The sequence below is a fragment of the Spiroplasma endosymbiont of Apeira syringaria genome (assembly GCF_964020205.1).
Lineage (GTDB): Bacteria > Bacillota_I > Bacilli_A > Mycoplasmatales > VBWQ01 > Spiroplasma_E > Spiroplasma_E ixodetis_A.
Genome location: NZ_OZ026543.1, coordinates 1679372 through 1699809, shown reverse-complemented (window position 1 = coordinate 1699809; position 20438 = coordinate 1679372). Strand labels below are relative to the sequence as shown.

The following is a 20438-nucleotide window of genomic DNA, read 5'->3' as shown; positions in this document are numbered from 1 at the left end:
TTCTAGTCATTTAATTATATTTACTAGAATTAATTAAACATAGTTATTTTTGTAAGTTACACAGATTACTAAACATTTCCAAAATATTATTTTTTATCTAGAAAATTTTGTAATTTATACACTAAATTTATATTAGTTGAAGATAATTTCTTAAGTGAAAAGGAAGTAAGCAAAATTTTTAAAAAAATAGAAGTATTAAAGAATATTAAAACTATTGAAAATGAAACTCCTCAATTAACAAATAATAAACAAAAAGAATTTTTTCAAGCAAAACTTAATGAAATATTTCAAAAAATTGAAGAACAATATCAGTCACTTGTAACATCATTAAAAGAATTTTTTCCTATTGAAAGATTAAAAGTTATTGATAGTTGAAAGACAATTGATAATAATGAAAATGTAGGAACTAAAGATGAAAGTTCTTTATTATTTGAAATGATTATTAAATATATTGATACATATATAGAAGATTCAATTCCAAAAATTAAAGCAGAAATTGAAAAAGAATGAGAAGAAAGCGAAGATGAAGATTGAGATGCAGTTGAAGCAATAACTACTGCTTTTAAATCTGAGTTTGAAAAAAAAGATACTGAAATTAAACATTTAAAAAAAATTATTGAAGAAAGAGAGGAAAAAATTGCACAACTAGAGACACAATTAAAAAATGTGCTACCTAAAAAAATAGTCCAATTATGATTTTTAATGATATAAAAGAGCAATGTGATTTATAATTATTACCAATTTTAGAAAACAATTTTGATGAACTTGAACAAAGTAAAGAAAGTGATTCTAGTAGAAATTTATCTTCAACTTTGCTTACTTCTTATTAAAATATTCATGTCAAAATTTAATTAATACTTTTTTTGTTAAATTAGCAAAAAAATTGTTATTATTATATATTAAATTAAGTAACACAATTCAATTAAGTAACACAATTCACCGCAAGATAATTTAATTAATTAAGTAACACAATTCACCGCAAGATAATTTATTAATTATTTTGTTTTTTGTGTTATGATTATTTTGTTATTAAAATATATAAAATTATAATTAATTCCTAGAAGTTTTATATATGCAAGAAAATTTTTATATTAAAAAAGTTTATTATGGTGCTTATGTTAAAAATATAATTTTACCTATTAGTGCTATATTAAATAATAAGCGTAATGAAATCGGTATTAAAAATTTAGGTATTAATAATAAAAAGTTGCGTAATAGTACTATTCGTACTAAAACAAAATTAATACATAAAGCGTATCATAATTTTTATAATTCAAAAGTTTTAAGTTTTGTTACTTTAACTTATGCTGAAAATATGCAAGATATTAATAAAGCAAAACATGATATTGCTATATTCTTCAAACGTTTAAAGCGTTGATGAAATAACCCTAAACGTGTTAAATATTTAGGTGAGTTAAAATATATGTATGTTTATGAATATCAAAAGCGTGGTGCTATTCACTTTCATATATTATTTAATAGAAAAATACATAAAAGTATGTTGCCACAATGATGACCATTTGGTTTTAATGATGTAAGAGTTGTTAAAAAAGGTACTAATGAAAATATAGTTAAGTATTTAAGTAAATATGTTGTAAAAGTGCAAAATGATATAAAATCTCAAAATCAGTATGATTTGGGTGTTCGTGCTTATGCTTTTTCTCGTAATTGTTCTAATCCAAAAGTAGTTAAAGGCCAAAAGATAATGTTATATCAACGTTTAATTGACGCTTCTATTAATGCTTTAAATACACAATTTTTTAAAAAGAAAATTGATAATTTGGGTCGTACTATACTTTTTGGTGGTAGTTTTGATACTACTGTTTTTGGTGATAATTTTAAAGATTATGATGAATATATCTCAATTGATAGTATTAGGTTTAGGAATGCAATTAAGCGTGTACCTAGAATTTTACATTTACATTAAATTATATTTTAATTGTTTTTTAAAATTTTATTTTTGATATATTTATTTAAGAAAGGAGTTGTACTTAAATGAATATTTTAAAAAGAGTTATTATGTGTATTTCAATATTTTTATGTTTGACCATTATTTGAATTCCATTTCATTTTATGCTTAAAACTTTAATTTATGGTGATAAACGTGAAAAAAAAGTTCAAACTGTTAAATCTTAATATGATTTTTAAAGAAAATACTTGTATATATATATATATATATATAATGGTTAATAGCAAAAATGTAAGGTTTTACCTAGGAATTTAACTTTATGTTTTTGCGTTTTTTTGTGTCAATATCGAGTGAAAATTTCCCAAAAATATTTTTTAAAAAATAAATTATTTTGAAAAGTTATACTGTTAAATAAACATAAATTCCAAATAAATTATTTTCTAGATGCTGAATTATACTTGTAAGTGCAAGTAAATAAAATTGCAAAAAAATTCTCATATAAAAATTTCATAATGCTAAATTTATTTTATAAAAAAAGTAAGGAGTTTTTATATGAGTTATAAACATCTTGGCGTAGATGAAAGAATTTATATTGAGAATCAATTGAAATTTAAAGTTAAAATTAGTGAAATAGCTAAAAATCTTAATCGAAATATTAGTACTATTATTCGAGAAATTAATAGAAATCAAGATAATAGTAATTATTTTTCATTGATTGCACAAAATAAAGCTGAAAATAGAAAACAATCACATATTTTTTTTCATAAGTTTAAAAATAAAGATTTAGTAAAATATGTGCAACAAAAACTATTATTAGGCTGATCACCTGAACAAATTTATGGCAGAATTAAAAATTTTCATAAACAATGAGTTATTAGTTTTAAAACAATTTACAATTGAATTTATTCTGGATTGCTTGATCAAGTTACTAGTAAAAATTTAAGAAGAAAAGGCAAAAAACGCAAATCTCAAGAAAATCGTGGCAAATTCAATAGCAAATCAATTAAAGAAAGAGATCTTAATATTAATGATCGTATAACACTTGGTCATTGAGAAGGAAATACTATAGTATCATCACGAGGCAAAAGTAAAAAATGTTTAATAACTTTAGTTGAAAGAGTATCACGATTTACTTTAGCAATATTAGTTAAAAACAGAACTACTAAAGTTATTAACAAAAATATTAGCCATTATTTATCAATTCTTCCTAAAAATATTGTTAAAACCATTACTTTTGATCGTGGTAAAGAATTTTCAAATTGACAACAACTTGAAAAAAATTTAGATGTGAAAATTTATTTTGCAAATCCATATTCACCTTGACAAAGAGGTACTAATGAAAATACTAATGGTTTAATTAGAGAAAAATTTCCTAAAAAATTTAATTTTTCAAAAACTTGTAAAAATGAAGTTCATAAATTTATATTGTCTTTAAACCAAAGACCAAGAAAAATACTAAATTATCTTTCACCGATAGAATATTTGGATAGAAAAATAATTTAGTTGCACTTACCTTTACAATTTAGCAAACTAAAACACCTAATACATTTGTTTTCTTTCAAATTTGCTATATATGCAAGACATTGCTGTTCATTTTGAAAAGCATTGTTGAATTCATTCAGTTTCATTATTCCCTCCACAAGTACATGTGGGGAGAAGTCCGTTTTATTATTCTGAAATAAAAAAATTAGAGGGTAAAATTAAAGATAATAAATAATTAGAAAATATAATAAATAATGAAAAAAATCTTAAAGAAGAAATAGAAAAACTAGAAATATATCTAAAAACATTAAATTAAAATTTAAAAAAGAAATATAAAATAATTCCATATATTGAAAAATTAAATATATATGATTTAGAAGATAAAATCGAATCAAAAGGACAAAAAAGGGTTGACAATGTAGGAAAATATTTAAAATTAAAATCAATTTTAGATTATGATTTTGATTCAATTTTTGAACAATGAAAACGCAGTGCAAACAGTGAAAATCAACCTTTAACAAGTGGATATAAACCAAGCTCACCACAGATGTAAAAGGGGAAGATATTGCAAATGCAATATCTTTATATCTTTAAAATTGATTTTAAGACACCAAATTTGCTCATATACAAATGTTTTAAAATTTTATATGGTTTAGTATTAATAAAATAAATCTCTTCTAAAATGAGGCTTTTTAATAATCTGTGTATCTTTGTTTTACAAAGTTACTAATTTAGATTAATTCTGTCTTCAAATTTTATCATAAAATGAGCAATTGCTGTATTTCAATTTTGAATAGGCAATGTTCATTTTTTTGTTATATTTTCAATTGCCAAGTAAAATATTTTGAAAACTGCCATATCATTAGGAAAAACTTTTTTATTTCTGATGATTTTTCGTAATTGACTATTAACAGATTCAATAGCATTTGTAGTATAAATCACTCTTTTGATTTCTACTGGATAACTAATAAAAACCATTAAATTATCTCAATTTTTATATCAAGATTTAGTAATTTGAGGATATTGTTTATTTCATTTACTTTCAAACGATTCTAAAGCTTGCATTGCTTGTTCTTCACTACATGCACTATAAATTGGTTTTAAATCTGCAACTAGACCTTTTCGATGTTTGTATGAAACATATTTTAAACTATTTCTAATTTGATGAACAATGCATAATTGATGTTCTGTTTTAGGATAAACTGATTGTATTGCTTCTGACATGCCTGTTAAATTATCACTACAAGCAATAAGAATATCATTTAAGCCACGATTTTTCATTTTTGTGAAATTAGATAATCAAAACTTAGAACCTTCATTTTCACTAATTCATAATCCTAAAACATCTTTTTTGCCTTCTAAATCAACTCCTAATGCTATATAAACTGATTTGTTAATAATCCGTTTATCTTGTCGTACTTTAACTACTATACAATCAAAATAAACAATAGGATAAATACTTTCTAATGGTCGATTTTGTCATGCTTTAACATCATCAGTAATTTGACTAATAACACTTTCACTAATATCAGCACCATGATATAACTCTTGCAACTGCATTCTAATGTCAGATAATGTCATTCCTTTTGCATACAAGGAAAGAACTTGTTGATCAAAACCATCAAATCTTCTTTGCCTTTTAGGAACTATTACAGGAGTAAAATTACTATTGCGATCTCTTGGTACATCAATTTCAATTTTACCTTGTTGAGTTATTAATTTTTTTGAACTTGTACCATTACGAGCATTTTCAGTAGTACTATGTTGATTTTTTTCATATCCTAAATAATTTTGCATTTCAGAATTCAACATTTTTTCAACTAATCTTTTTGTTAATTATTTATATAAACCGCCAGGTTTAAAAACTGTTGTTAAATCTTCAGTATTTTCTAGTAATAAATCTACTGCTTTTGATATTGGATCATTATTATTAAAGTTATCTTTTTTAGCCATCTGTAACTCACTCTTTCTAGTCATTTAATTATATTTACTAGAATTAATTAAACATAGTTATTTTTGTAAGTTACACAGATTACTAAACATTTCCATTTCATACATTAATTTAGAAATTTAACTTATTTTTTTTAATACCTTTTTCTGTTGGATATTCTCTTAAAGTTTCTTCTCATGGTTTAATTTTTTCTTTTAGATTATTAATCACTTTTGGTTTTTGTGGTTTTTGTTGTTTATTTAAAGACAATGAATTACTTGAAGGTAAAGAATTTGTTGATGTAGATTTCGAATGAAATCCTTCATCACTACTGCTAGATAATAATTTATTTTCTAAATCACAAATTTTCTCATTAAGTTTAAATATTTCTGATTCATATTTTTCAATCGTTTGTTCATCAACTTTGATAATTACTTTTTGTTGTTTTTGATTTAATAAGTTAAATAATAAATTACTATTATTTTGTAATAATTTATTATTATGGTTCAATAATTTATTTATATTTTCAGTTATTTTATTAATATTAGTTATTAAATTTTTATGATTTTCTTTTTTTTCATTATAAGTTAAATTTAAAGTTTCAATTTTTTTCTGATTATTTAAATTTGTTTCTTTTAATAATTCACAATTTTTCTCTTCTTGTTGAATTAAATTATTAATATTTTGATTTATATTGATTTTTCCAAATGAAAAAATTTTAATAAAAAAATTTTTAAATATATTAATTTTTTGTTTTTTTAACTTTAAAATTTGATTTTTATAATTAATTATTTTTGTTTCTATTTTTTCCTTTTGTTCACTTCAAAAAATAATATTAGTTTTAAAATTTTTTATTGTAATTTCATTTATTGAAATTTCGTTTTGAAAATAATTTCTTTCTTTTTCTAAATTTTGAATTTGTTTTTCAATTTCTTCAATATTTTTTTGATTTTCTAATATTTGACCATTAATAAAATCTTGTTCTTTTTTTGTAATCATATTTTTTAAATCTCCTTAAAAATAAAAAACTAATTTACTTTAAAAATAAAGCAATGAGTTAAAAAAAACTTTATTTAGTTCTTATTGAAATTATATATGTTTATATATAAATATCAATATTATTTGTTAAAATATCCATCGGGATATTTGCCATCTCATTTTATATCTCCTTGATGTCTTGATTTAATATCAAAATACAAAAATATTTTGTGTTGATTATTCATAGGTTGTGACCATATAATTGCTCCTTTACCACCAACAGTTTTTATACGGTCATAATTATAAAATGATAAATCTTTACTATTTTCGTGGGTAAGCACCCCCCATGATTAATCCTATTGTTCCGGTTGTAGCACCAGTTAGTGTTAATGCTAATGTTATTTTACTTAAATTTATTTTTATTCATGTTTTCATCTTTAATTACTCCTTTTTTCCTTGATTTTACTTATAAATTGTACTATTTTTGATTATTTTTACAAGTATCCTTTTAAATGCAAAATATCGCCTAAATTAAAAGCGTTTATTTTGTGAGACCTATACTATTAATTATATGTAACTTGTTGATTATATTGAAAATATGAAAGTACTTTTTTTCACAATACCATTATTTTAGTAATAATTACGTTCTTATGTGGATTATTGTGAATAAAATAAAGAAAAATAGATTATTATTTTAATTTACCATATTTTAACACTTTAAATTTATGTAAATTAAAATTAATAATTGATGCAGAAACAGATTAGGAGAGTAAAAAAATATGAGTTTTAATTATAAATGAAATTTTAGAGAACAATATGCCAAAATTGATAAATTAGTTTTAGAACATATAACAAAGAAATGAGAAAAACGAGATTGAAGAATATTTAAAACAAGAGATAAAAAGAAATATAAAATAGTTGATTATCAATATCGAACAAGAAAAACATTATATGGATTAGTAACTTATAAAAGAAGAATTTATGAATATTTTGATGAAAAATTACAAAAATGAGTTCGTATTTGTTTAGTTGATGAATGACTAGAATTACCTAAATATAAAAGAATTGGTGAAGATGTTGAACAAACTATTATTGAATATTTTGCTGATGGAAAAAGATATCATGATATTTGTGCTATTTGTAAAAAAGCAGGTATTAGTGTTAGTACTATTCATAGAGTTTTTAAAAATTTAGAAGTAATTGAAGCAAATCCAGTAAAAGTAAAATTAGAAAAAAATCAACCTATTTTTGTAGCAATTGATGATGGACATCGAAAGTTTTGAGATTTTAAACGTAAAGGTATAAAACACTTTATGCGTTTAATAGTAACATATACAGATAATATTAATCACAAGGTACAAAATAAAATAGTAAAAGCAATTATAAGACCAACAAAAACAGCAATTGGAGTTAAAAAAACTGCTGAATTTGTTAAAAAACATTGTCAAAAATTTTATGAAAATATTTAGCAAGCAAAAATTATTGGATGGGTTACACTTTATTGGACACTAATTACATAGACAAGTGAACAAAGAAAGGAACTATAATTATGGCCAATATTAAGTCATATATCGATGAATTTAAAAAACAAATAGTAGCTTTATATCAAAGTGGCAAATCAGTATCTTGCCTTGTTAAAGAATATAATGTTACAAGAGCAGCTACTTACAATTGAATTAAGCAATTTACTAATTCAGGTAGTTTTAAAACTAAAGATAATCGTTCTGTTGAAGAAAATTAATTAATTAAACGGACTTCTCCCCACATGTACTTGTGGAGGGAATAATGAAAATGAATGAATTCAACAATGCTTTTCAAACTGAACAGCAATGTCTTGCATATATAGCAAATTTGAAAGAAAACAAATGTATTAGGTGTTTTAATTTTAATTTGAATACTTCTGATTTAAAAAGAATGAGATGTTTAAAATGTAATCAAACATTTAGCATTCTCACAGGCACCATATTTTCAAGGTCACAAACATCTTTAACATCTTGGTTTTATCTTATCTTTAGATGAATAAACACCAAACATGGAATTCCATCAACAGATATTGCAAAAGAATTGGGAGTGACTTTGAAAACTGCTTGAAGAATGACTCATAAAATCAGAACACGTATTGCAAAACAAAAACCTCAATTTATTGTTGAAGGTACAGTGCAAATTGATGAAATGTATCTTTCACATATGGGTTTTAAAAAACAAGGAAGATCCTTGGTGAATAAAACCTTGATTATTGGCATTTATCAAAAAACAACCAATAATTTAATTGTGAAAGTATTGAAAAACGCAAAGAGTAAAAATCTTTTGCAGTTTGCAAAAAACCACATTTCTTCAAAATGTCTTGTATATACTGATTCTTGAAAAGGATATTGCGATTTTAAATAAGTTTTCACTAAGCATGAAACAGTTAACCATCAAGATGGCTATGTTTCAAAAATTGGTGTAAATACCAACCAAATTGAATCAGTTTGAAAACATATAAGAAGAACATTTAAAACACATATCAAAGTTGCAAAACATCATGTTCATTTATATGCTAAAGAAGCTGCATATAAATTCAACAAGATACCTAGTTTTGAAACTGTAATTCTATGTTTGATTTAAAAATGTGGGGAGAAGTCCGTAGATAGGCTTTTCTCAGCATTTATGTGATAAAATTAAAATAGTACATAAAGGGAGAAAAGCCATAATAAATCTAAATATAAAATTCGCACAATGTGTCATTTTTTAAAACTCTCTAAATCAACATATTATTTTAATTTAAAGAAAAAAAATAAAATTCAAAATAATATTTATGAACAAGCTGTTATTAGTGCTTTTAAAAAAACGGACTTCTCCCCACATGTACTTGTGGAGGGAATAATGAAACTGAATGAATTCAAAAATGCTTTTCAAACTGAACAGCAATGTCTTGCATATATAGCAAATTTGAAAGAAAACAAATGTATTAGGTGTTTTAGTTTTAATTTGAATACTTCTGATTTAAAAAGAATGAGATGTTTAAAATGTAATCAAACATTTAGCATTCTCACAGGCACCATATTTTCAAGGTCACAAACATCTTTAACATCTTGGTTTTATCTTATCTTTAGATGAATAAACACCAAACATGGAATTCCATCAACAGATATTGCAAAAGAATTGGGAGTGACTTTGAAAACTGCTTGAAGAATGACTCATAAAATCAGAACACGTATTGCAAAACAAAAACCTCAATTTATTGTTGAAGGTACAGTGCAAATTGATGAAATGTATCTTTCACATATGGGTTTTAAAAAACAAGGAAGATCCTTGGTGAATAAAACCTTGATTATTGGCATTTATCAAAAAACAACCAATAATTTAATTGCGAAAGTATTGAAAAACGCAAAGAGTAAAAATCTTTTGCAGTTTGCAAAAAACCACATTTCTTCAAAATGTCTTGTATATACTGATTCTTGAAAAGGATATTGCGATTTTAAATCAGTTTTCACTAAGCATGAAACAGTTAACCATCAAGATGGCTATGTTTCAAAAATTGGTGTAAATACCAACCAAATTGAATCAGTTTGAAAACATATAAGAAGAACATTTAAAACACATATCAAAGTTGCAAAACATCATGTTCATTTATATGCTAAAGAAGCTGCATATAAATTCAACAAGATACCTAGTTTTGAAACTGTAATTCTATGTTTGATTTAAAAATGTGGGGAGAAGTCCGTAGATAGGCTTTTCTCAGCATTTATGTGATAAAATTAAAATAGTACATAAAGGGAGAAAAGCCTAATTAAATTAAGAAAAGAATTAAAACAATTAAGAATGGAAAATGATATTTTAAAGCAAGCAGCACTAATAATAGGCAGAAAGTAGAGATTATTGCAAATAATAAACGGACTTCTCCCCACATGTACTTGTGGAGGGAATAATGAAACTGAATGAATTCAACAATGCTTTTCAAACTGAACAGCAATGTCTTGCATATATAGCAAATTTGAAAGAAAACAAATGTATTAGGTGTTTTAGTTTTAATTTGAATACTTCTGATTTAAAAAGAATGAGATGTTTAAAATGTAATCAAACATTTAGCATTCTCACAGGCACCATATTTTCAAGGTCACAAACATCTTTAACATCTTGGTTTTATCTTATCTTTAGATGAATAAACACCAAACATGGAATTCCATCAACAGATATTGCAAAAGAATTGGGAGTGACTTTGAAAACTGCTTGAAGAATGACTCATAAAATCAGAACACGTATTGCAAAACAAAAACCTCAATTTATTGTTGAAGGTACAGTGCAAATTGATGAAATGTATCTTTCACATATGGGTTTTAAAAAACAAGGAAGATCCTTGGTGAATAAAACCTTGATTATTGGCATTTATCAAAAAACAACCAATAATTTAATTGTGAAAGTATTGAAAAACGCAAAGAGTAAAAATCTTTTGCAGTTTGCAAAAAACCACATTTCTTCAAAATGTCTTGTATATACTGATTCTTGAAAAGGATATTGCGATTTTAAATCAGTTTTCACTAAGCATGAAACAGTTAACCATCAAGATGGCTATGTTTCAAAAATTGGTGTAAATACCAACCAAATTGAATCAGTTTGAAAACATATAAGAAGAACATTTAAAACACATATCAAAGTTGCAAAACATCATGTTCATTTATATGCTAAAGAAGCTGCATATAAATTCAACAAGATACCTAGTTTTGAAACTGTAATTCTATGTTTGATTTAAAAATGTGGGGAGAAGTCCGTAGATAGGCTTTTCTCAGCATTTATGTGATAAAATTAAAATAGTACATAAAGGGAGAAAAGCCTAAAAAAAATAAAGAAGTTTATGGTACTAGAAGATTAAAAGTCATTCTAGAAAACCAAGAAATTTATTTATCAAGACGAAAAATTAAAGAAATTATGAATAAACATAATTTAATATCAAAATACACTAAATTATCATTCAAAAATTATCATAATAAAGTCAATGATAGTCAAATAACCAATCTTGTTAATAGAAACTTTAATAATAGAGTTAAAAATGAAGTTATTGTTAGTGATTTAACTTATGTTCAAGTAAATGGTAAGTGAAACTATATTTGTTTATTAATTGACCTATTTAACCGCGAAATAATTGGACATAGTGTAGGTACTAAAAAAGATGCATCATTAGTATATCAAGCATTTATGCACTCAAATCGCTGTTTAAAAGATATTCAAATATTTCATAGTGATCGCGGTAATGAATTTAATAATAAAATTATTGATAAACTTTTACTAGCATTCAATATTAATCGCTCTTTAAGCAAAAAAGGTTGTCCTTATGATAACGCTGTTGCTGAAGCAACCTTTAAAACTTTCAAAACCGAATTTATTAATGATAAAAATTTTACATCATTAATCAAATTAAAATTAGAATTATTTGATTACATCAATTGATATAACAACATAAGAATTCACGGCACTTTAAACTACTTAACTCCAGTTAATTATCAAAAACAAATGTCTACCAAAAAATAGTCCTAAAAAGGGTTGCCATTCCATATTATTTGTTGTGATAGTGCTGGATGAATTAAAGATGTAGCAGATTATTTAGGTGCTGAGTTTGTTTTAGATAAATTCCATTTAATTAGAACATTATATCTTGGTATAATGTCTGGAAATAAAGGAAAGTATGTAAAAGAATATAATAATTGTAAAAATTTAATTAATAATGGTCAATATGAACAATTAATTGATTATTTATATAAAGAATTAGATAATCATAAAAAATTAAAGAAAAAATATTTTAAAAATAATAAACAAGGTATTGAAAATCAAAGTGCAAAGTGAAATATTGGTTGTTATAATGAAACTAATATTTGACATGTTTTAAAAGAAATGCTTGGTAATAGAACATATAATATTTTAATTTATATTAAAATGGTTATTTCTAAATGTAATAAAATAAATACAGAGATACAATTATTATAAATTAAAAATTTAGTTTTTTTTTAAAAAAAAACTAAAAATAAATTAAAACTTATTAAATGCACTTTAGTAAGAATTTTTGTTGTGTATAAATATTAAATTTATTTTAGTAATTTTTAAAATTAAGTATTTTAGTTGAAATATCTTTTAAAAAATAGTAAGATGAATGTACAATTTCATAAAAATCCAAATTATTTCTTGTCTAAAATATAATAAGACTATATAAGATTTAATTTATTCCGGATTTTTGACAATCTCCCAAACAATTAAAACTATGGAACAACAAAATAATAAACCAATAGCATTAGTAACTAATTGAGAACGTAATCTTTTAGTTAATTTAACTTTAGAAACACTAACATGGGCAGGTAGTCATATTATTATAACTGGTTCATCAGAAAATACTTCTAAAGAAGATTTTAATTTACATGATTGAATCACGAAAGACATTTTTACTACAGGTGCTTTAGCGGCAAATATAAGTCGTTATTTCGTTATGAGACCAATTAATAATATTTTTAAATCGGGTTTAACAAACTTAGGAATTCCAATTAATCTTTGTCCTGAAAAACTTTCAAAATGAGTTGAAAAACAAACTAGATATAAAAAAATATTAATGGCAATCCCTTTATTTTTATCAGTCACTTGTACTGTTAATGCTGTTAAAACAGAAGCTGCATTAGTTAATGAATATGGATTTCAAAAAGCCACAAAATTATTTTATGAAAAATTTGTTAGATGAACAACATTAGGATTTTCAATTGGTGTAACAGCAATTGATATGATTGCTTTTGCTATTTCTGATTTTTATAAAGATGTATTTAATCAACCAATAACTATAAAAAAAATCACAGAAATATTAACTAGTTGTTGTGGATTTACTAAAAAAGAAGCAGTTTTTCTTGAAAAACATTTAGAAAAATTAGAAAACAATGGGAAATTCACAACTCTTGATGAATTGATTAAAAAATATCAGGAAGAAGAATTTGAAGATTCTGGTATTGAAGAAGTTTTATCACAACAAATAGAATCAGAAAAATCATCAAATGAAAAAGAAACTGATGACGAAACATCAATAGAAGAATTTCCTATTGACAATCCATATCAATTTGCAAATGATATAAATAACCAACCATCAACAAGTACAGGAATATACCATCCAATGTCATTCAATTAAAAGCACTATTTAAATTTAATTTTTAGTCACTCTTTTTAAAAGAGTGACTTTTTTAATATTTTATATTTATTTTTTTTCTAAAAAATGTAAACTGATTTTGGGTATTTTAGATGTATAAGAATAAATATGCCAAAAAAAATAGTGAGAAAGGGATTTTTATGGATGAAAAAAATAAAAGAGAAAAAGAAATAGCAAGAATAAAAGAAAAAATTGCAGCTAATAAATTAAAAAAAGAATCCGAAAAAGCTGAAAAAGAAAGACAACAACAAGAAATCGAAAATAAGAAAAAAAATGAAAATAAAAAAACTTTATAAAAATGAATAATTTTAATATTTTGGTTTTCTTTTTCATTTTGAATTATTATCAACATTACGTTTAAAATCATTTCTATTGTTATGAGATGAAAAATTTAATTTAGTCGGTACTTTAACAACATTTTTAGGTAAATCTCAACCTGTAGTATCTAGTAAAGTAATTTCGTGATTTTGATAATATTGAATTTCTTGAATTTCATTATATTGAACTCTATTACTTACTAAAGTAATAGCAGTGCCTTGTGCTCCAGCACGAGCTGTTCTACCAATACGATGAGTATAGTACTCATATTCGCGTGGAATATCATAATTAAAAACATAATCAATACCATTAATGTCAATTCCTCTAGCAACAACATCAGTAGCAATTAGTACTTTAACCTTACCATTTTTAAATTGTCTCATTGCTTCCATACGTTCTCTTTGACTTTTATCACCGTTAATAACAGCACATTTAATATTATTTTGTTCTAATAATTGTGCGATTTTGTTAGTAAAATCTTTTGTATTTGAAAAAACAATACTTAATTGTGGTTGTAATTTTTGATATAAAGCAACTAATGCAGTTTCTTTTGTTATATTACGACAATCAAAATAATATTGTTTAATATTTGCTTGTTGTAATTTTTGACTTTCATCTTCAACACTAATACTAACTGGATTATTTTGATAATCATCAGCAATTTTTAAAACTGGTTTTGACATTGTCGCTGAAAAAAGAACAGTTTGAATATTTTGAGGTGAATTTTCAAATAAGAAATCAATATCTTTTTTAAATCCCATTTTTAACATTTCATCTGCTTCATCTAAAACTAATGTTTTGATTGAATTTAATCTTAAACTGCCACGATTAATATGATCAGTAATTCTTCCTGGTGTTCCAACAACTATGTTACTAGTTCTTAAATCATATAATTGATTTCTAATATTAACACCACCGCATAATAAAGCAACATTAACGCCATTTAAAAAATAAGCATATTTTTTTACTTGTTTAGCAACTTGGATTGCCAATTCTCTAGTTGGACAAACAATAATGGCTTGATTACGATATAATTTTATATCTAAATTATGTAATATAGGTAAGACAAAGGCAGCAGTTTTTCCGGTTCCGGTATGACTTTTTCCAATAATATCTTTTTTTTGTAAAGAAACTGGAATTGTCTTCTTTTGAATTGGTGTTGGGGTAGTATAACCCCATTTAGCAATAGCAGCAGTTAATTCTTGTTTTAAATTTAGTTCTGTAAAACTCATATATTTCTCCTTAAAAATAAATTTTGAATAAATTTAGAAAAAATGATAATTATAACCTGAAAAATAACCTCTAAAAGAGGATTATTTTAAAAAAGGATTAGTTTTATTTATTATTTATATATAATATACTTACTTACATTTTAAAGTATTAATTCATCTAATTTTTCTAAAATTAAAAGTTGTCAAATAATTTCATGATATTATTTATTTCTTTGACATCATTAACAACTTTTTTGATATTTTTTTATCAATCATATCTTAAAAGAAAATTGCGAATTAATCAACAACTTAAATATAATACACTATTTTTAATTAAATGTAAAGATAAATTTATAGAAATGAAAATATAAAAATAATAATTAAAATACTATACAAATTTTTAAATTTATTAAAATTAAAAACGGACTTCTCCCCACATGTACTTGTGGAGGGAATAATGAAACTGAATGAATTCAACAATGCTTTTCAAACTGAACAGCAATGTCTTGCATATATAGCAAATTTGAAAGAAAACAAATGTATTAGGTGTTTTAGTTTTAATTTGAATACTTCTGATTTAAAAAGAATGAGATGTTTAAAATGTAATCAAACATTTAGCATTCTCACAGGCACCATATTTTCAAGGTCACAAACATCTTTAACATCTTGGTTTTATCTTATCTTTAGATGAATAAACACCAAACATGGAATTCCATCAACAGATATTGCAAAAGAATTGGGAGTGACTTTGAAAACTGCTTGAAGAATGACTCATAAAATCAGAACACGTATTGCAAAACAAAAACCTCAATTTATTGTTGAAGGTACAGTGCAAATTGATGAAATGTATCTTTCACATATGGGTTTTAAAAAACAAGGAAGATCCTTGGTGAATAAAACCTTGATTGTTGGCATTTATCAAAAAACAACCAATAATTTAATTGTGAAAGTATTGAAAAACGCAAAGAGTAAAAATCTTTTGCAGTTTGCAAAAAACCACATTTCTTCAAAATGTCTTGTATATACTGATTCTTGAAAAGGATATTGCGATTTTAAATCAGTTTTCACTAAGCATGAAACAGTTAACCATCAAGATGGCTATGTTTCAAAAATTGGTGTAAATACCAACCAAATTGAATCAGTTTGAAAACATATAAGAAGAACATTTAAAACACATATCAAAGTTGCAAAAAATCATGTTCATTTATATGCTAAAGAAGCTGCATATAAATTCAACAAGATACCTAGTTTTGAAACTGTAATTCTATGTTTGATTTAAAAATGTGGGGAGAAGTCCGTAGATAGGCTTTTCTCAGCATTTATGTGATAAAATTAAAATAGTACATAAAGGGAGAAAAGCCATTAAAAATTTAAATTATATTAGAAATTTTTTATCATAACAAAAAATTTTGAAAAATAATATAAATTATCAAACATCAGTATCTGCTTTTTTAATAATTCAATTATCAAATAAAATATGATTATTTTTATGATTCTTAATCATTCCAGTTAAAAAATTAGTGTTTGCATAACGAATAGTTAAATAATTATAACCATGCATACCACCCGCATTTCTTTTAACTTTAAATGTATTATCATCTACTTTTTCCACACTAGTTCTATCACTTAAAGTTGGATTTTTTGCTCCTTTTCAAAGACCATTTAAAGTAACTGAAATATTACCTTTAATAAGATTTTCGGTTGTAGCTTTAGAACTTATTTTTGAACTAATATAGTCACTAATATCACTCATTGTTTTATTATTTTGAACAAAATTATCAAAATCTCCGGGATTCATATATATTGTTAAATTATTATCAGTAGTGATATCAATACGCCCTTTAGCAAATTCACTTTTTGTATAAAATATTTTACCTAATGCTGTTGCTGTTTGCTCTGCTCATTCACCTTGCGTTTGATTAGGGCTAATATTAATAAAATCTAAAGTCATTGGCGTTAATCTTAATCCTGAAATGCTTCAATCACTAATAGTGATTTTTCCAAAAGCATTAATTTTATTTTTACTTTCTTCAGGCACTCCTTGTTTTCCAACAAGTCACTTAGTAATCTCATCTGAAAAAGTTGTTGCTGTTGGTGATAAATAATTTTTCAAAGAATCAATTGCTTCATCAATTGTAGATTTAGTAAGCGCTTCATACATATGATCACCACTAGCATAAACATCATTTTTTTGAAGAACTTCTGATTGAGCATTAATATCAACTTTAGTAATATTAACTTTATTGTTATTAAGTTTTCTAGTAATTAATTCTTTTGCTTTTTGTAATAAACTTCCACTATCAGTAGTGGTGCTTTCTATTTGTATCATAAAATCTTTTAATACTTTTGTTACATTACCAGTTGAAGCTTCAATTAAAGACTTTAAATTAGCGCCAGTATTAGCGTAATTAAAATCAAAAATATTAGATACTTCAATTTCTGTCTTTTTGTTACTTTCATCTTTATAAGATAATTTTAATTTTAAGTCTGCAGCAAGTTTATATCACATTGTTATGTTATACGTTGCTGGATCATAATTTTCAATACCAAAATCAGCTTTTTCCTTAGTTCAATTGAATTGTTTATTTGTCATTTTTGTTCCATTAAAATCAATTTTTAAAATTTCACTAGTAGTTATATTATTAAATAATGGTTTTAAATCAGATGGTTGTAATAAATAATCCTCAATAATAAGATTTGTAATATCTTTTTGAAGCCTAGTTAAAAATATATCCTTTATTTTACTATCAACCAGAGTGTCACTATCTTTAGGTAAACTATTTAAATTATTAGTAATATCTTTTCCAGATTCACCAAATTCATCTTCAAAAGTTAAATTCTTATATTCACTAATTAAATTTGCAAGTCCTAAACTAATTTGCTCTTTAGCTTTTTTTAATAATTCTTGTACATCAGCATTTTCCGATACTTCATCATCAGTATCAGAACTATTACCATTTCCACATGCCACTACATTTACTGCTAATGGTGCTGTTAATCCAAAAATTGCTAATAATTTTAATATTCCCTTCACTCTAGTACCCTCCTAAAATTTCTTTTAATATATTTTACAAAGTTCTAGTATATTCTATAATATTTATAATTAAAATGTTGTGAATATATTAACTTTAATATTTCAGTAAACTAATAAGTTTATAAAAAATCAAGTTTAATTTAATAATTAAAAAATAAGCATTGTAATCATAATTATTAGATTATCTTTTATATCAAAATTTGTTAAATTTTCTTACTTATAATTAAAATGTTTAAATAATTTTTCTTTTTTTATGCAGTTTAATAAAAAATAATTTTTCTTTTTCATTAAATTATATTTTATAAACAAAAAAAATAATTGATTATAATTGATAATATGTAAAGGAGAAAAAATAATGGACAGATTACTAGAAACCACAACGAAAACTATAGAAAAAACTAAAACCAAAAAGGCAAGTTGATTTAAGTTATTTAGATTAATTATAATTAAAATTAGTTACAGTTTTATTACGGCATTTTTATTTTTATTTTCAATAGTAATTTCGGTATTGAGCATTAGTGTTTTGTTTTTTTTAAATTTATCAATAGAAGATTTTATTATTTATTTACAATATTATATTATGATTTTTTATAGTATATTTTTATTTATTTTTATTTTATTAAATGCTATAAAAATTTTTGGTACTCAATTTGAAGATAGTTCTTTCTTATTATTACTTACTAAACCTTATACAAGAAATGTTATTATTTTAACTCAATACGCTACTTTATTTTTTATGAGTTTAACTTTTATTTTCATAAATATTATTGCTTTATTAATATTTGGCGGGATTTGTGGAATTATTATAAAAGTTTCTTATTTAGCTTTTTACGTATTAACTATCCTAAAGTTTTTTGGCTTTTGCTCTTTATTTGCTGTTTTAGTTACTGTTGGTGTAGTAACAATGTTAGTTTTTACTCCATCACAAACAGTTTTTTTAATTTTTGTTATTTTCTGTAGTCTATTTTTATTAGGTGGTTTGCCTTACTCATTAACCAAAATAAATAGTGACATTATTAAAATTAATTTTGAAAATAATATCCAATATACTGTTAGTGAAATCAAAGAAGCAATTTTATTTAAACAAAATTTAGAAAAAGGATTAATTAAATATCCAAATTTAACAAAAGCTATTTTTGATTTTTATTCTAATCTTAGTGATCAAGAATTAAAGGATATTAAAAAAAATAATGTTATTAATAAGCGTATTGATTTTTATCAAAAATTAGGATTTATTAAAACAAATCCTACTGTTAAAACTCTTAGTGGTAAAACAACCACTTGAAAACCAATTGAATTTCAAAATAAAGATATATTTATGAAAATTACTTTTAATAGTTATTTTAAAAACTTAGATGAATTAAAAAATAATGTTGATAATAATCAAATTACAGAAGACTTAATTAATATAATTAATGATTATGGAATGGCAACCTTTTTTAGGACTATTTTTTGGTAGACATTTGTTTTTGATAATTAACTGGAGTTAAGTAGTTTAAAGTGCTGTGAATTCTTATGTTGTTATATCAATTGATGTAATCAAATAATTCTAATTTTAATTGGATTAATGATGTAAAATTTTTATCATTAATAAATTCGGTTTTGAAAGTTTTAAAGGTTGCTTCAGCAACAGCGTTATCATAAGGACAACCTTTTTTGCTTAAAGAGCGATTAATATTGAATGCTAGTAAAAGTTTATCAATAATTTTATTATTAAATTCATTACCGCGATCACTATGAAATATTTGAATATCTTTTAAACAGCGATTTGAGTGCATAAATGCTTGATATACTAATGATGCATCTTTTTTAGTACCTACACTATGTCCAATTATTTCGCGGTTAAATAGGTCAATTAATAAACAAATATAGTTTCACTTACCATTTACTTGAACATAAGTTAAATCACTAACAATAACTTCATTTTTAACTCTATTATTAAAGTTTCTATCAACAAGATTGTTTATTGGACTATCGTTAACTTTGTTATTATGATTTTTGTATGATAATTTAGTGTATTTTGATATTAAATTATGTTTATTCATAATTTCTTTAATTTTTCGTCTTGATAAATAAATTTCTTGGTTTTCTAGAATGACTTTTAATCTTCTAGTACCATAAACTTCTTTATTTTCTTTAAAAGCACTAATAACAGCTTCATCATAAATATTATTTTTGATTTTATTTTCTTTTTTATTTAAATTAAAATAATATGTTGATTTAGAGATTTTTAAAAAATGACACATTGTGCGAATTTTATATTTAACTTTATTTTTGACAATAATTTCTATTTTCTGCCTATTATTAGTGCTGGGCGCATCACTTTAACTCCTAGTTTTATAAAATAACAAAGAACGATATAACTATCGTTCTTTTTTTGTTAAAAGATTAAAACTTAATACCCTGTCGGAAGAAAAATAAAT

22 protein-coding genes and 2 pseudogenes are annotated in these 20438 nt (G+C 23.8%); 17 read left to right on the top strand and 7 right to left on the bottom strand.

The genetic code is table 4. The annotated features are described in order from the left end of the window. Positions 1–435: 435 nt before the first annotated feature. The 4 genes from AACL02_RS10455 (at position 436) to AACL02_RS10440 (ending at position 3412) form a co-directional block, all read left to right on the top strand. Positions 436–711 carry a hypothetical protein gene (locus AACL02_RS10455; RefSeq protein WP_339041440.1) on the top strand — a complete coding sequence of 92 codons (276 nt, stop codon included), beginning with the start codon at positions 436–438 and terminating at the stop codon, positions 709–711. 361 nt (positions 712–1072) lie between these two features. Further along, positions 1073–1927 (top strand): rolling circle replication-associated protein, encoded by an 855-nt coding sequence (locus AACL02_RS10450; protein ID WP_339041438.1) that lies wholly within the window; start codon positions 1073–1075, stop codon positions 1925–1927. A gap of 68 nt (positions 1928–1995) precedes the next feature. Then, the gene (locus tag AACL02_RS10445) at positions 1996–2136 is read left to right on the top strand and encodes a hypothetical protein (protein WP_338960166.1); all 141 of its coding nucleotides are present in this window, start codon (positions 1996–1998) and stop codon (positions 2134–2136) included. Between the two features lie 325 nt (positions 2137–2461). After that, positions 2462–3412 (top strand): IS30 family transposase, encoded by a 951-nt coding sequence (locus tag AACL02_RS10440; protein ID WP_339041436.1) that lies wholly within the window; start codon positions 2462–2464, stop codon positions 3410–3412. On the opposite strand, the gene AACL02_RS10435 is transcribed toward AACL02_RS10440, so the two are convergent. Next, on the bottom strand, positions 3409–3537 hold the full coding sequence (locus AACL02_RS10435) for a hypothetical protein (RefSeq protein ID WP_339041434.1): 129 nt from the start codon (positions 3535–3537) through the stop codon (positions 3409–3411). The two genes, AACL02_RS10440 and AACL02_RS10435, sit on opposite strands and share 4 nt — an antisense overlap. Between AACL02_RS10435 and AACL02_RS10430 the strand changes: the two genes are divergently transcribed. Then, complete coding sequence (locus AACL02_RS10430) at positions 3483–3626, top strand: hypothetical protein (RefSeq protein ID WP_339041431.1); 144 nt, start codon at positions 3483–3485, stop codon at positions 3624–3626. The two genes, AACL02_RS10435 and AACL02_RS10430, sit on opposite strands and share 55 nt — an antisense overlap. A 491-nt stretch (positions 3627–4117) precedes the next feature. Here the strand turns inward: AACL02_RS10430 and AACL02_RS10425 are convergent. Next, a pseudogene (locus tag AACL02_RS10425) lies at positions 4118–5344 on the bottom strand (IS256 family transposase). A 109-nt stretch (positions 5345–5453) separates the two neighbouring features. Next, positions 5454–6320 carry a hypothetical protein gene (locus tag AACL02_RS10420; RefSeq protein ID WP_339041429.1) on the bottom strand — a complete coding sequence of 289 codons (867 nt, stop codon included), beginning with the start codon at positions 6318–6320 and terminating at the stop codon, positions 5454–5456. A gap of 758 nt (positions 6321–7078) precedes the next feature. Between AACL02_RS10420 and AACL02_RS10415 the strand changes: the two genes are divergently transcribed. The 10 genes and pseudogenes from AACL02_RS10415 to AACL02_RS10370 all read left to right on the top strand — a co-directional run bounded on the left by AACL02_RS10415 (position 7079) and on the right by AACL02_RS10370 (position 13748). Then, positions 7079–7768, top strand: a complete 690-nt coding sequence (locus AACL02_RS10415; protein WP_339041427.1) for a UPF0236 family transposase-like protein — start codon at positions 7079–7081, stop codon at positions 7766–7768. A gap of 80 nt (positions 7769–7848) precedes the next feature. After that, positions 7849–8040, top strand: a complete 192-nt coding sequence (locus AACL02_RS10410) for a transposase (protein ID WP_339041425.1) — start codon at positions 7849–7851, stop codon at positions 8038–8040. Positions 8041–8090: 50 nt separating this feature from the next. After that, a complete protein-coding gene (locus AACL02_RS10405) occupies positions 8091–8687 on the top strand; it encodes an IS1595 family transposase (protein WP_339043724.1) in 597 nt (198 codons plus the stop codon). A gap of 483 nt (positions 8688–9170) precedes the next feature. Next, positions 9171–9986 carry an IS1595 family transposase gene (locus tag AACL02_RS10400; RefSeq protein WP_339043723.1) on the top strand — a complete coding sequence of 272 codons (816 nt, stop codon included), beginning with the start codon at positions 9171–9173 and terminating at the stop codon, positions 9984–9986. A gap of 69 nt (positions 9987–10055) precedes the next feature. Continuing rightward, positions 10056–10174: pseudogene (locus AACL02_RS12545) on the top strand (IS3 family transposase); the annotation flags it as partial. A 35-nt stretch (positions 10175–10209) separates the two neighbouring features. Beyond that, positions 10210–11031, top strand: coding sequence for an IS1595 family transposase (locus AACL02_RS10390; RefSeq protein WP_339041421.1), 822 nt, complete (start codon positions 10210–10212; stop codon positions 11029–11031). A 65-nt stretch (positions 11032–11096) separates the two neighbouring features. Further along, a complete protein-coding gene (locus AACL02_RS10385) occupies positions 11097–11807 on the top strand; it encodes an IS3 family transposase (protein WP_339043722.1) in 711 nt (236 codons plus the stop codon). Positions 11808–11819: 12 nt separating this feature from the next. After that, entirely contained in the window at positions 11820–12260 is a 441-nt protein-coding gene (locus AACL02_RS10380) for a hypothetical protein (protein WP_339041419.1), read from the top strand. Between the two features lie 271 nt (positions 12261–12531). Beyond that, entirely contained in the window at positions 12532–13434 is a 903-nt protein-coding gene (locus AACL02_RS10375) for a hypothetical protein (protein ID WP_339041417.1), read from the top strand. A gap of 158 nt (positions 13435–13592) precedes the next feature. After that, positions 13593–13748, top strand: coding sequence for a hypothetical protein (locus AACL02_RS10370; protein ID WP_174479916.1), 156 nt, complete (start codon positions 13593–13595; stop codon positions 13746–13748). Positions 13749–13760: 12 nt separating this feature from the next. Here the strand turns inward: AACL02_RS10370 and AACL02_RS10365 are convergent, their stop codons facing one another. Then, positions 13761–15002: a DEAD/DEAH box helicase gene (locus tag AACL02_RS10365; protein ID WP_339041415.1), complete on the bottom strand. Its 1242-nt coding sequence runs from the start codon at positions 15000–15002 to the stop codon at positions 13761–13763. Between the two features lie 359 nt (positions 15003–15361). Beyond that, a complete protein-coding gene (locus AACL02_RS10360) occupies positions 15362–15493 on the bottom strand; it encodes a hypothetical protein (RefSeq protein WP_339041413.1) in 132 nt (43 codons plus the stop codon). On the opposite strand from AACL02_RS10360, the gene AACL02_RS10355 reads away from it, so the two are divergent. Then, positions 15439–16260 carry an IS1595 family transposase gene (locus tag AACL02_RS10355; protein ID WP_339041411.1) on the top strand — a complete coding sequence of 274 codons (822 nt, stop codon included), beginning with the start codon at positions 15439–15441 and terminating at the stop codon, positions 16258–16260. The genes AACL02_RS10360 and AACL02_RS10355 overlap by 55 nt on opposite strands. A gap of 147 nt (positions 16261–16407) precedes the next feature. Here the strand turns inward: AACL02_RS10355 and AACL02_RS10350 are convergent, their stop codons facing one another. Then, on the bottom strand, positions 16408–18015 hold the full coding sequence (locus AACL02_RS10350; RefSeq protein WP_338975384.1) for a hypothetical protein: 1608 nt from the start codon (positions 18013–18015) through the stop codon (positions 16408–16410). Positions 18016–18370: 355 nt separating this feature from the next. Here AACL02_RS10350 and AACL02_RS10345 point away from each other — a divergent pair, with 355 nt between their 5' ends. Further along, positions 18371–19474 carry a hypothetical protein gene (locus tag AACL02_RS10345; RefSeq protein ID WP_339041409.1) on the top strand — a complete coding sequence of 368 codons (1104 nt, stop codon included), beginning with the start codon at positions 18371–18373 and terminating at the stop codon, positions 19472–19474. Here AACL02_RS10345 and AACL02_RS10340 read toward each other — a convergent pair. Continuing rightward, positions 19461–20306 carry an IS3 family transposase gene (locus AACL02_RS10340; protein ID WP_339043721.1) on the bottom strand — a complete coding sequence of 282 codons (846 nt, stop codon included), beginning with the start codon at positions 20304–20306 and terminating at the stop codon, positions 19461–19463. The genes AACL02_RS10345 and AACL02_RS10340 overlap by 14 nt on opposite strands. Positions 20307–20438 lie beyond the last annotated feature (132 nt).